This window comes from Falsibacillus pallidus, from assembly GCF_003350505.1.
GTDB lineage: Bacteria > Bacillota > Bacilli > Bacillales > DSM-25281 > Falsibacillus > Falsibacillus pallidus.
Window position 1 is genome coordinate 215,411 of sequence record NZ_QQAY01000003.1, and the last position, 12,714, is coordinate 228,124.

The window sequence follows — 12,714 nt, forward strand, 5'->3', positions numbered from 1 at the left end:
TTATTTTACAATCGTTTCATTGTCATATATGGCAGTTGGATCATCTGAAGCGGAAGACTGGCTTTCATCATTCTCTGGAAGACTTGAAGCGCTTGGATCAATTGAAGATCCGCTTTGATCGTTGCTTCCCACCACGGATGGGTCATTTGAATCATTCATTTGAGGAACATCCGCATTTTCTGTTCCGCTGTTCTCTATCAACGTGCTTTCTGTTGAAGGGTCAGGCAGCTCCTTATAGACCCTGTTATCAATAGGAAGGTAAAAATCTTTTGAAACAGGTTCGCTTTTAATCAATATATCCTGGTAATATATTTCCTTACTAATATCAACAGAATATCCTTCTCTTCCAGGTACATCTTGTTTTTGTCCTAATATCGGCTCATACTCAATGATTTCCCTTGGAGGGTATTGTTTCTCATTGCTTTTTTTCAGCTCATATCGAAAAGGATCGTCCTTCAAACTAACATAGACATTTAAATGACCCGATTTATCCAACTCACTTGTGAATACAACTGGTTGATTCTTCCCGTTGTATAGTTTTAAATCATAGTCATCATCAATTTTTGCTTCAAACCCATCATTGATCCCCATAGGCTTGTTTTCACTTATATGCCTTTCTATCACTTTCACATTGCTTTTCAGAGCAGTTTCATATATCAATGAGGCAGCCATAGTTAAAAACTCATTGCTATATCCGATGGCGCCCTTTTGTTCCATGTACTCCTTTAATGAAAGTTCGGATCCTGGCGGAATGGTGATTTCTTTATATTCACCAACCCATTTAGATAATAAATCAATGTATCCTGTCTCTTTACCTACAGAGGATGCGATTGTTCCTTGTATTGAATCTGCTTTTAAATAATCTGCGAGAGACAGGATAAATGGCTTTGTATCCAATGACTCAGCAATTGGAATCAATGCGTTGTTCGCTTGATTCATGTCAATATGTGAAGAAAGAAGGCTCATATTTAATTCTCTCATCATTTCTCGCCAATGGTCATCTGGAATATTGACAACTAAAGGATTTCTTTTTCCTTCAACAGCATTGTCAACGGATGCTTCAATATCAAATTGAAAAAAGTCTGTTGGAAGAGGCTTAACGGTATCCAAAATACTTGCACTGATTTTCGTATTCTTTGTCCATTCATTCACTCTGCTTCTCAATTTGTTGATTGCTTCTTCTTTACTCAAAGATGAAATTTCGACAGGACCTATGTATGTTTGGCTTGGAAATCCGGATTCTTGCTGAAAAAAAGTTTGAATAGCGAATGTACTGGATTGCGAAAACAGAAGCAAGAAGCCTGTTGAAACAAGAAGTATTAAAATGATTTGAGTGATGTGCCTTCGTTTCAATTCCAGTCCCCCCTCAAACATTCTCAGCTTTTTTTAATTCATTATGATAATGCATAAGGTCTTCATACTCTACGTCCATGAGTTGGCGGTTATCTCTATCTAAATAGGCTGATAAGGAATCTTCTTCACGAAAATCCTTTTTTTCTATCGATATATCATTATCTTCTTCGTCCAATTCTTGTAAGACAGAAAAACGATTCCTGAATATCTCTTCAATATCTTCATCGAATTCATCCTCACCCACTTGAAGCTCCTGTGGGTCCAATGTATTAACTTCTTTAAAGATTTCCTCATCGTTAGAATGTACGGGAATTTCTGATAAAGTAAAATCTTGTTCTTCAAAACCCGAAGGAATCATGTGCAAGTCATTTTTATTTTCGTCTTCTGAATCTACAGCCGTCTCTATTACAGATAATAATTCAGAATCACTACTTTCTATTATTCCTGTTCCATTTTCTTTAGCGGGCTTTTCCAATTGGAAATCCTCGTCTTCATCTTTAAATTCTTCTGCCCTTTTTCTCAGTTCCAGAAAAGAAAAATATGGAGCAGGCAGTGCTTCAAAATTATTAGTATCCATATTTTCATCCTCTACTGAACTCTCTCTGATATCTATCCGTGTACCTATTAATATTCCCGAAGCAATAATTAATAGAATAGTGGTGAGGATAAAGAATGGGAAAGAGAAAATACTTGAAAAAAATATGGCTGAAGCAAACAATATCACGCTCGTGCCGAAAATGATATGTTTTGCCTGACGATTCCATTTCAATGGAATTAAATAAAAGATGATTGAAAATATTATCAATGCTGATACGGCAGAAAATAGTTTTATCACATCGGCACCTCCGAACTCCTATCATTCTATTATACTAAGCATTTCGGATTATGGTTATCTAAAACTATCATTTCAACAAAAAAAATCAGCCTTTGGCATAGCTGATTTTTTTATGTTTTTAAATACTCTGCAACTCTATTGCGGCCCGCTCGCTTCGCACCGATGTACAAAGCCCTGTCTGCATGCCTGATGAGGGAAAGTGCGTCATCAGCATCTTGTGGAGCAGTTGCAACCCCTATGCTCGCTGTTATCCTTACCATCAGCCTCTTTCTTTCATCTGAAAGGTCACTGTGAAGGGTGAAAGGACGGTTGGCAATGGTTAATCGTACAGTTTCAGCCAGCGCTGAAGCTTCTTCCTTATTTACATTGGATAGAAGAATGACGAACTCTTCTCCCCCGTACCGGGCTAAAGTACCGTAATCTCCAATTAGTTTTGATAGCCTGTCCGCCATCTCCACGAGTATTTCATTCCCACTTTGATGCCCATATGTATCATTCACCACTTTAAAATGATCAATATCAAGCATGATTAAAGAGATCTCTTTCAAGTTTCCTTTATTTAATTCTCCATATTCACGTGTAAGAAGGTTTTCAAAGTAGCGGTAGTTATAAAGATTTGTTAGGGCGCATCTTTCACTGTTCCGCTTCGTTTCTTCATAATGGCGGCCATTCTCAATGGCCACAGCAAAATAGGAGCAGAGCATGTCCACAATCATCAGCTGATATTTTTCATATGCCTTTTTCCTAGTGGATGCAAGCAGAAGCACGCCGACCGTTTCCTGATTACGCATGATTGGAACACTCAGCACGCTCTCCACATTTGGAGGCATATATCCATTTGCGATCCCGCTCCACTCTGATTTGTCATTAAACAGGACGGATTTCCCTTCGGCCCATACTACCCCGCTGATCCCCTGGTTTTTCTTGAGAGGAATTAAATCATTATCCTTCCTCTCTCCCATTTCGACTCTTCTTAAAAGGTCGAGCTCGTCCCCTTCCACACTTAAGATGTATGCGTAGTCGACAGGCAGGTTCTGCGAAATTTTTTGAATGAATAAATCGAGCACTTCATCTACTTTGAGTCGCTGCGTCAGCTCATGTCCGATTTCAACGGCCTTCTGGATATAGTCATTGATCTTCTCCGTGGAGTTATACTTTCGAAGGACAATCGAGACGCTGACGAATGGAACACCTAAAAGGAAGATTGCCACTACTCCCAGTTCTGAATATAAGAAAAACAGGGCGATTGAAAAAGGATATACCATCATGATGGCGAGCGTTTCCCATGTTAAATCTGCTCCAAAAAACTTGTATTTCAACCCTATCATATTCCTGGATACATATAGCAGTAAATGATTCAGGATGAAATATGCAATCTCATGGATCGCGGCCGGCAATATTACATGATGAAGGTCTGTGTCTCCTACTTGTCCTCCGAAAGCAAAAAAGATCATACCGCTTATGGTAGAAGCCAGGAAGAACATAAGAGAATTAAGAGGAATTCGATAAAGGTCGGTTTTCCCAATTCTTACCCGGAACATCAATAGAACGATAGCCAATTGCAAAATCAGAATGGAGAAGAATAAATTAAATGATAAAAGTGCTGCTAAGGTGACCCATTGGATCATGAATATAGTAATGCCATTGATGGTGATTGGAAAAAAAGTGATGATTGCTGCCAAAAGAAGGAATAATGCCATATCCAATGGCTTTATCTCAGCCGGAGGGTAATAAAGATAGGTCAGATAAAGTCCAGCAGGGACGATGGCTGCCCAGGAAATCCAAAAAAACATTGAAACACTTCGTTTAATGCCCATCATTACCCTCCTTTTTTTATTAGTCAAATAGTCACAAGTTTGAAAATATTTTACCAAATACAGGCTGACTTGTCACTTTAATTATTTTTGTTTTTTGAAAATTTTAAATAAATTGGTTTTACATTGGAAAGAAAATAGAGGGAGCCAGTTATGACCACCATATCTTTTTCTCCTGCATTACCTGCTACCTGCTGAATCAGTTCAGTCCAGTCATTATTGTAGTGTTTGGAAGCACTCCTGCTGATTTCATAGAGTTCCGCCGCAGTGGAAGCCCGCGGAAAATCAAATTCCGTGAAGTAGAGTTCTGCATCCATTTGATCCAGGATTTCTATCATTCCCCGCAAATCTTTATCCTTAAGGGCTGTAAAAATAATTTTTTTGGAAGTGGAAGCAAATCGGTTTTCCAATGTATCTTTCAATGATAGAAGCCCTTCAATGTTATGGGCGCCATCCACATATACCAGCGGCTCTTTTGAAAGTCTTTCCATCCTTCCCGGCCAAAATGCTTTCTTCAATCCTTCCATCAATTGCTCTCCCGTAATTTCAAATGAAAGGGCTTTGATTATGTAAAGGAGGATCGCACTGGCAAGAGCTGCATTTTCCGCTTGATGCTTCCCAAGCATGGAGATTGCAAGATTGTTAAAACTTCCCCAAGGTGTCTCCACACTGAATATTTCCCCTTCTTCAGTTGAATGATGATTCACCATGCGGAAATGGATCGGATTTTGATAAAGGATCCCTTCTCTTTCAGCAGCCTGTTCTTCTATTACTCGTTTGGCTTCTTCCTGATGTACATTGGAGAAGATCGGCGCCCCTTTTTTGATGATTCCGGCTTTTTCAAAAGCAATCTTATCTAGCGTATCACCAAGGATCTGCATATGGTCAAAGCCAATGCTCGTTATGGCAGAGGCAATCGGATGGATGATATTCGTAGAATCGAATCTTCCTCCAAGCCCGACTTCCATGATGACGATATCCTGGGGATTTACCTTGCTGAAATAATAAATCGCCATGGCCGTGATTACTTCAAACTCAGTGGGAGAACCCCATTCTGCCTCTTCAAGTTCCTCAGCAAGAGGCTTGATGACATTTACTAATCCAACGAGGTCTTGGTCAGGGATCGGCATTCCGTTCACGCTTATACGCTCATTGAATTGTTCAAAATAAGGCGAAGTGAATGTCCCGACTGAATAGCCTGCTTCTTGAAGGATAGCTCGAAGATATGTAACGGTGGAACCCTTGCCATTCGTCCCGCCGACATGGATATAAGTCGACTCTTCTTCAGGATGACCCAGCTTTTCCATCATCCATTCCATCCGCTTCAGCCCGGGTTTTATCCCAAGACGGAGTCGGGAATGAATCCAGTCAATGGCTTCTTCATACGTATTGATCATTTTCCTGCCTCCTTTTAATAAGAAAAGCGCAAGCGCCCTGAAAAGCCCCGACAAGTATAAGACGGAACTCGAAGGAAATCCTGATTTCCGTAGAGGTACGGCTTATAACCTCGAGGGGCTGGGCGCTGGAGCTGGACAAATTCACGCTTTGAATTTTTATACTTTCTTATTAAAGAAAGAGACTGACCAGTAGACGCCAGTCCCTCTCCATTTTTTATTCGCCTTTTAATTCTTTAATGCGGTTTTCAACAGTCGTGCGCTTTTCTAAATAATCTTTTTCTTTTGCTTTTTCTTCGTCAACTACCTTTTGAGGGGCTTTGCTGATGAAGCGCTCATTTCCAAGTTTATTTTGAACGCGCTCAACTTCTTTATTCCATTTATCCCATTCTTTTTCCAGGCGTTTGATTTCTTCATCGATATTGATCAGTCCTTCAAGCGGCAAAATCAGCTCAGCGCCAGTCACTACAGCAGTCATCGCCTTATCAGGTGTTTCAACATCAAGTGCGAGAACCAATTCATCAGGATTGCAGAATCGAGTGATATATCCTTCATTTTTCTGAAGTTTCGTTAGGATATTCTCATCCTTCGCTTTGATGATGAGCTTGATTTTCTTGCTCATTGGCGTGTTTACTTCAGAACGGATGTTGCGGACAGCACGAATGATTTCCACAAGGAGTTTCATATCGTTGGCTGCTTCTTCATTATGGAACGATTTTTCGACAACAGGCCAGCTCGCAGTTGTAATGGATTCGCCATTATGCGGCAGGTTCTGCCATATTTCCTCGGTAATAAACGGCATGAACGGGTGTAAAAGCCTCATGGTTTGATCAAGGACGTATGCAAGGATGGAACGTGTCGTCTTCTTGGCTTCTTCGTCATCGCCATTCAATGGAAGCTTCGACATTTCGATATACCAATCGCAGAAATCATCCCAGATAAAGTTATAAAGCAATCGGCCAACTTCGCCGAATTCATATTTATCAGCGAGTTTCGTCACATTTTCAATCGTTTCATTCAAGCGGGTAAGGATCCATTCATCCGCAACTGATTTTTTGCCGGACAAATCAATTTCATCGTAGGTCATTCCGTCCATATTCATCAAAGCAAATCGGGAAGCATTCCAAATCTTGTTGGCAAAGTTCCAAACAGATTCAACCTTCTCGAAGCTGAAGCGTAGATCCTGGCCAGGTGCACCGCCAGTAGATAAGAAATAGCGCAGGGAATCCGCACCGTATTTCTCAATGACATCCATCGGGTCAACACCGTTGCCGAGGGATTTACTCATTTTACGTCCTTGTTCGTCCCTTACCAATCCATGGATGAGAACATCCTTGAAAGGACGTTTGTCCGTGAACTCCAAGCCTTGGAAAATCATGCGGGATACCCAGAAGAAAATGATGTCATAGCCGGTAACCAGGCAGTTTGTCGGATAGTAGCGCTGATAGTCCAAAGACTCTGTCTCCGGCCAGCCCATTGTTGAGAACGGCCATAGAGCTGAACTGAACCAAGTATCCAATACGTCATTATCCTGCTCCCAGTTTTCAATGTCTGCAGGCGGTTCGTGGTCAACGTGTACTTCTCCTGTTTCTTTATGGTACCAGGCAGGAATGCGGTGACCCCACCAAAGCTGTCTGGAGATGCACCAGTCATGGATATTTTCCATCCAGTGTAAATACGTTTTTTCAAAACGATCTGGCACAAAGTTTACTTTCTCTTCAGACTCTTGAAGCTTGACTGCTTCTTCAGCCAATGGCTTCATTTTTACGAACCATTGAGTTGAAAGATACGGTTCAACAACAGCGCCGCTTCGTTCTGAATGTCCAACAGAATGCATGTGGTCCTCAATCTTGAATAGGACGCCATCTTCCTGAAGGTCTTTCACGATCTGCTTGCGGCAGTCGAATCGGTCCATACCTTTATATTTGCCGGCAAGGTCGTTCATCGATCCGTCCTCATTCATGACAAGGATGCGTGCAAGGTTATGACGGTTTCCGATCTCGAAGTCATTAGGATCATGAGCCGGAGTGATTTTTACTGCCCCGGAACCAAATTCCATATCTACGTAGTCGTCGCCGACAATCGGGATCTCGCGTCCAGTGATCGGCAGAATGACTGTTTTGCCAATCAGGTGCTTGTAGCGATCATCTTCCGGGTGAACGGCTACAGCTGTATCCCCAAGCATCGTTTCCGGGCGGGTTGTTGCAATTTCGATATGTCCGGATCCGTCAGCAAGCGGATATCTCATATGGTAGAAAGCTCCTTGGACATCTTTATGGATAACTTCGATATCGGATAGAGCGGTCTTCGTTGCGGGATCCCAGTTGATGATATATTCGCCGCGGTAGATCAAGCCTTTTTTATAAAGCGTCACGAATACTTCCTGAACGGCTTTTGACAATCCTTCATCCAACGTGAAACGTTCACGGGAGTAGTCAAGCCCTAGGCCAAGTTTTCCCCATTGCTTTCTGATGAAGCCTGCATATTCCTCTTTCCATTTCCATGTTTCTTCCACGAATTTTTCGCGGCCCAAATCGTATCTTGTAGTCCCTTGACTTCTTAATTTCTCCTCAACCTTTGCCTGGGTTGCGATTCCCGCATGGTCCATTCCCGGAAGCCAAAGTACATCGTATCCCTGCATTCTCTTCATTCTCGTTAAGATATCTTGAAGGGTTGTATCCCATGCATGGCCGAGGTGAAGCTTTCCTGTTACGTTCGGAGGCGGGATGACGATTGTATACGGCTCCTTGTCCAAATCATTTTTCGCTTCAAAAAACTTGCCGTCCAGCCACCATTGATAGCGGCCTTTTTCAATGGACTGCGGATCGTATTTCGTCGGCATTGAAATTTCTCTTGTTTCCATTTGATTTTCCTCCTTTTTTGATAAAAAAACAAAAAACCCCTTTCGCCTAAAAGGACGAAAGGAGTTGTTTTCGCGGTGCCACCTTTTTTCTGAAAGAGTGGTAAAAATGCTCTTTCAGCTCTCAATTCGATAACGGCTCTACACCGGCTCCCACTACTTTTGGGTTCATGGGGGCTGCTCCAGGGCGACATTCCGGGACTTCTGCTTAGGAAATCTTTCAGCTGGTGATTTCCCTCTCTAAAAGCGTTCATCGTCGTACTCTTCCCTATCCAAGCATTTAAATCTTTATGTACTCATAATAGTATCCGAAAAGAAAACTTTTCGTCAATCATTATTCACCTATTTTTAAAAAAATATTCGATTTCATCATGAAGTTTGTTTTCTTGAGCAATTCACCCATCAGCCTAAAGAAACATAAATTAATAATAAATGTCCGGGAGGTGAAAAAATGAGGAGAAAATACAATCCATATATGCTTCCTCCTTGGCTGAGGACTTTTCGCGGGGTATGTAAGCAATTCATCCTCCCCTTTACCATTTTCCAGGCCGTCCGGACGGTGCTGCTTCCAACGACCTTCGATGTCCTGCTTCTCGCAGTCTTTGCACTCCTTGCACTCGCTTTCTATTTAGAGTGGATATAAGAAAAGTGAGCCCACTGCTTCAGATGGGCTCACTTTTCTGTTTAGGAAGGAGGCGATTCTTTTGCCTCTTTTTTCTTTCTTTCCAATTCATCCATCCTCATGACGACATACTCCGTATTTTTGAGCAGCCAATATTGTTTCTGGAGGCGTTTCACCATTTTTTGTTCTTTTCGTTTATTGCCTTTGAGGTGATATTTTTCCACCACCCTGAAAATGGGGCCTGGGTGTGCCAGGTAGCTCATGAACAGCAGCATTTCCTCTTCCTTGAAAGAAAAGTGCTGAAAATAGGTGTACAGCCATTCGACGCAGTCCTCAAATTGCCTTGGATAGGTTTTTAAGGTCCGGGACAAGAAGGGCAGCAGGTCATGAAAGGCCGGGGCCGTTTTGGAATGTTCGAAATTTGTGAAGTATCCGTAGCCCCTGTCATCATACAAAAAATGCTCCGTCGAAATTTTCCCATGAACGATGACGGTTCTTGCTTTCTTGTTATCTTTACTTGTTTCATACCATTCTTCCAGCTTTTTGATGGCAAAATTGAGAGCTTGATGCATATCGTGAAAATACGAGCAGAATAGAAGCTGGAAAGGAGACATGTAGGCTTCCTTCTCGCACCGTTCAACAAACTCCTCAAGGAATTCCTTTTGCCTCTCCCATTCTTCCATTGTATTTTCATAATGTTCTTTCCGGTCATCTTCTCCAAGGGAGATATCTTTTGAAGAGATGGTGTGCATCCTTGCCAATTCCCGAAATAGTTTTTGATGCCTTTCGAATCGATCCTCTTTTTCTTCGTTAGAGAGCCATGGCATCAAATAATACAAGTATCCCCCATCCAGAACCCCATAGCGGCCATCCATAGTGGGATAGATGGGTACAATATGATAATATCCCCTCTGATAGAGGGTCTGGACATTCCTGACAAAGTCCACCCCGTTCTGCGGGATGATTCTCTTGAGTGCAAAGACGCCTTTTGTGGAGTAAATTTTATAGACGCTTCCTTTGCCTTCAACAAAATGAGCCTCAACCCCATATTGGGAAAGAATCGTTTTCGTTTCATTGTACAGGTTTTCTGACATGCCATCACCTGCTTTTAATTAGGGGCCATACACTACCCTTGTATTCATCAATAAAGCAGAGCAAGGTGGATTTGCACCCTGCTCATTTGATTCCTTTTCTATTACTTTTTATAGGCGTATTCATTTGAGATGTAGAGCACCTGGCCTTCATAGACATCCTGGCTCATTTCCAAGCTGTTCACTCTCAACAGCTGCTGAACACTGACATCATATCTTTCAGCAATTGAATCGAGCGTGTCTCCATTCTGTACAATGCAAACCTTTAATTTTGCTGATCTCTCTTCTTCTTTACGGGCAAAGAAATCGGTCAATGAAATACCTTGGTTCTTTTTCTTCTTTGCCTTTTTATTATCTTCCCCTTTTTTCGCAGCGGGTTGAGCTTCCTGTTCCTCATGCTCTTCCTCTGCTGCTTCATTCGCATTTTCATACGGATGCGCATTTTGTGGAGAGGATTGGGCCGTTTCCTGTTCTTTATCCTTATACATATCATAAGGCTCATAACCGGAAGAAGAACTGCTTGATGATTCTTCTGCCTCAGGCATCTGGAATACCGGATTTCCGGAATATTCTTCTGCAAATCGATTATACTGCGGCAGGGTCGGAAGTTTGTTCAGATCATATTGAACCTGAACAGGCACTTCTTCTTCCTCCTGCGGCTGTTTTCTTGCCTGTGCTGCAAACGGTGAATAGAAGCTGTCTTCTTCTTCCTGCTCCTCTTCTTCCTGCTGATGGTAGAAAAATGGTTCGTTGACCGTTTCTGCTTCTTCGGTTTCTTCTAAAACAGCTGATTCCCGATACAGAGGCTCATATTCAACAGTTTCAGCTTCAGGTTCCGTTTTCGTTTGCTGCTCTCCGTATATTCCGGAGATGATTAAGTCTGCCGAAAGTCTCAGGCAGCTTTTTTCAGGGAGGATATAATCGAAAGTCTCCACCGTCACATCAATCTTTTCAAGATTTTCAATCCGATTTTTCGGGATGGTGATATCAACCGGGAAACGATGTTTAAAACCGCTTGGCCCTTCTTCCCTGACCTCGACTTCATGCATGAATTTGCCGGACTGTACTTCGTCCTCATCAGCTTCTGCTGCTGCATCCGCTGTATATTCCCCGCTCAGTTCCAGGTTTCCTCTAATCAGCACATACTGCTCTTGTTCTTGAATTGAAATATACGGATCCAAAGAGATGGATACCAATTCACTTACTTCCTGTCCTTTTTTGAACCAAACAGACTCTTCAAGTGAAAATCGCAAATACGATTTTTGGCTATCAGACAAAACGGACTCCTCCTTTCAAAATCCCCTGCAAATAAATTCATTATGTCTGTATACACTCTATGAGAAATGCATTAAAAATATGAATAAATAAAAAAACCACCCTTAAAAAAGGGATGGTTTTGTAATTGATTATTTTTTCAGTTTGCTGAAGGCTTTTTCTGCTGCCTCAATAGTCTTTTCGATATCCTCGCTGCTGTGGGCGCTTGATAGGAATAATCCTTCAAACTGGGACGGAGGAAGGAAGACGCCTTGATCAGCCATTTCTTTGTAGTAATCTGCAAACAATTGCAAATCGGATGTTTTTGCCGTTTCGTAATCCTTCACTGTTTCATTAGTGAAGAAGATTCCGATCATGGAGCCTGCACGATTGATCGTATGAGGAATGCCGTGCTTTTCTGCCGCTGCATGGAGTCCTTCCTCTAGACGATCCGCTTTTCTTCCGAATTCTTCATATGTTTCAGGGGTCAACTGGCTCAATGTTTCAAAGCCGGCAGTCATTGCCAATGGATTTCCGGATAATGTCCCGGCCTGATAGATAGGACCGCTTGGAGCGATTCTCTCCATGATTTCAGCTTTCCCGCCATATGCTCCGACAGGAAGACCCCCACCGATGACTTTTCCTAGACATGTAAGATCTGGTGTCACATCGAAGTAGCCTTGGGCACAGTTGTAGCCGACACGGAATCCGGTCATGACTTCATCGAAAATCAACAGCGTTCCGTATTCTTCAGTTATTTCCCGAAGTCCTTCAAGGAAGCCTGGAAGAGGAGGGACGACACCCATGTTTCCGGCAACAGGTTCAACGATGACGCCTGCAAGGTCTTCACCGAACTCTTTAAAGGCATAGCGGACGCTCTCTAAGTCGTTATATGGGACCGTAATGGTGTTTTTTGCTACACCTTCAGGCACACCCGGGCTGTCAGGCAATCCGAGGGTGGCAACGCCTGAACCTGCTTTGATGAGAAGGGAATCGCCATGGCCGTGGTAGCAGCCTTCGAACTTTAATATTTTATTGCGTCCTGTGTATCCCCTTGCCAAACGTAGGGCGCTCATGGTTGCTTCCGTTCCTGATGAAACCATGCGGATCACTTCAATGGATGGGACCCGATCCCGCACAAGCTTAGCCAATTCATTCTCGATCAATGTTGGTGCACCGAAGCTCGTCCCCTGTTCTGCTACTTTCTTGATGCTTTCGACCACTCGGTCATTGGCATGGCCTAAAATCAGCGGCCCCCAGGATAAGACGTAGTCGATATATTCATTTCCATCGATATCATAAATCTTGGAGCCTTTCCCTTCCTTCATGAAAATCGGATCCATATTCACCGATTTAAAAGCCCTCACCGGACTGTTCACCCCACCCGGCATGAGCGATTTCGCTTCACTGAATGCTGCTTTTGACTTTTCATAAGAGCGCATAATTGACCCTTCCTTTCTAAACAGTCCGAGATTTTCCATTCTGGATTTT

9 protein-coding genes and 1 other annotated feature are annotated in these 12,714 nt (G+C 42.5%); of the genes, 1 reads left to right on the forward strand and 8 read right to left on the reverse strand.

Annotated features, from left to right (window positions below):
• The 5 genes from DFR59_RS07670 to DFR59_RS07690 all read right to left on the reverse strand — a co-directional run bounded on the left by DFR59_RS07670 (nucleotide 1) and on the right by DFR59_RS07690 (nucleotide 8,259).
• Nucleotides 1-1,353: a VanW family protein gene (locus DFR59_RS07670; protein ID WP_158538352.1), complete on the reverse strand. Its 1,353-nt coding sequence runs from the start codon at nucleotides 1,351-1,353 to the stop codon at nucleotides 1-3.
• Between the two features lie 13 nt (nucleotides 1,354-1,366).
• On the reverse strand, nucleotides 1,367-2,188 hold the full coding sequence (locus tag DFR59_RS07675) for a hypothetical protein (RefSeq protein ID WP_114745046.1): 822 nt from the start codon (nucleotides 2,186-2,188) through the stop codon (nucleotides 1,367-1,369).
• A gap of 110 nt (nucleotides 2,189-2,298) precedes the next feature.
• On the reverse strand, nucleotides 2,299-4,005 hold the full coding sequence (locus tag DFR59_RS07680; RefSeq protein WP_114745047.1) for a sensor domain-containing diguanylate cyclase: 1,707 nt from the start codon (nucleotides 4,003-4,005) through the stop codon (nucleotides 2,299-2,301).
• A gap of 77 nt (nucleotides 4,006-4,082) precedes the next feature.
• Entirely contained in the window at nucleotides 4,083-5,399 is a 1,317-nt protein-coding gene (locus DFR59_RS07685; protein ID WP_114745048.1) for a bifunctional folylpolyglutamate synthase/dihydrofolate synthase, read from the reverse strand.
• Nucleotides 5,400-5,613: 214 nt separating this feature from the next.
• Nucleotides 5,614-8,259: a valine--tRNA ligase gene (locus tag DFR59_RS07690; RefSeq protein ID WP_114745049.1), complete on the reverse strand. Its 2,646-nt coding sequence runs from the start codon at nucleotides 8,257-8,259 to the stop codon at nucleotides 5,614-5,616.
• 47 nt (nucleotides 8,260-8,306) lie between these two features.
• Nucleotides 8,307-8,540 (reverse strand) — a binding site (T-box leader).
• Between the two features lie 167 nt (nucleotides 8,541-8,707).
• Between DFR59_RS07690 and DFR59_RS07695 the strand changes: the two genes are divergently transcribed.
• Nucleotides 8,708-8,899 (forward strand): hypothetical protein, encoded by a 192-nt coding sequence (locus tag DFR59_RS07695; protein WP_114745050.1) that lies wholly within the window; start codon nucleotides 8,708-8,710, stop codon nucleotides 8,897-8,899.
• A 41-nt stretch (nucleotides 8,900-8,940) separates the two neighbouring features.
• Here the strand turns inward: DFR59_RS07695 and ysxE are convergent, their stop codons facing one another.
• From ysxE to hemL, 3 genes are all read right to left on the reverse strand, one after another.
• Nucleotides 8,941-9,972, reverse strand: coding sequence for a spore coat protein YsxE (gene ysxE, locus DFR59_RS07700; RefSeq protein WP_114745051.1), 1,032 nt, complete (start codon nucleotides 9,970-9,972; stop codon nucleotides 8,941-8,943).
• A 101-nt stretch (nucleotides 9,973-10,073) separates the two neighbouring features.
• Nucleotides 10,074-11,246 carry a stage VI sporulation protein D gene (gene spoVID / locus DFR59_RS07705; protein ID WP_114745052.1) on the reverse strand — a complete coding sequence of 391 codons (1,173 nt, stop codon included), beginning with the start codon at nucleotides 11,244-11,246 and terminating at the stop codon, nucleotides 10,074-10,076.
• A 129-nt stretch (nucleotides 11,247-11,375) separates the two neighbouring features.
• On the reverse strand, nucleotides 11,376-12,665 hold the full coding sequence (hemL, locus tag DFR59_RS07710) for a glutamate-1-semialdehyde 2,1-aminomutase (RefSeq protein WP_114745053.1): 1,290 nt from the start codon (nucleotides 12,663-12,665) through the stop codon (nucleotides 11,376-11,378).
• Nucleotides 12,666-12,714: the final 49 nt, after the last annotated feature.

Bases quoted from the DNA above. Each gene is read 5' to 3' on its own strand.
- DFR59_RS07680 (WP_114745047.1), bottom strand. From the start codon at position 4,005: ATGGGCATTAAACGAAGTGTTTCAATGTTTTTTTGGATTTCCTGGGCA.
- DFR59_RS07685 (WP_114745048.1), bottom strand. From the start codon at position 5,399: ATGATCAATACGTATGAAGAAGCCATTGACTGGATTCATTCCCGACTC.
- DFR59_RS07690 (WP_114745049.1), bottom strand. From the start codon at position 8,259: ATGGAAACAAGAGAAATTTCAATGCCGACGAAATACGATCCGCAGTCC.
- DFR59_RS07695 (WP_114745050.1), top strand. From the start codon at position 8,708: ATGAGGAGAAAATACAATCCATATATGCTTCCTCCTTGGCTGAGGACT.
- ysxE (WP_114745051.1), bottom strand. From the start codon at position 9,972: ATGTCAGAAAACCTGTACAATGAAACGAAAACGATTCTTTCCCAATAT.
- hemL (WP_114745053.1), bottom strand. From the start codon at position 12,665: ATGCGCTCTTATGAAAAGTCAAAAGCAGCATTCAGTGAAGCGAAATCG.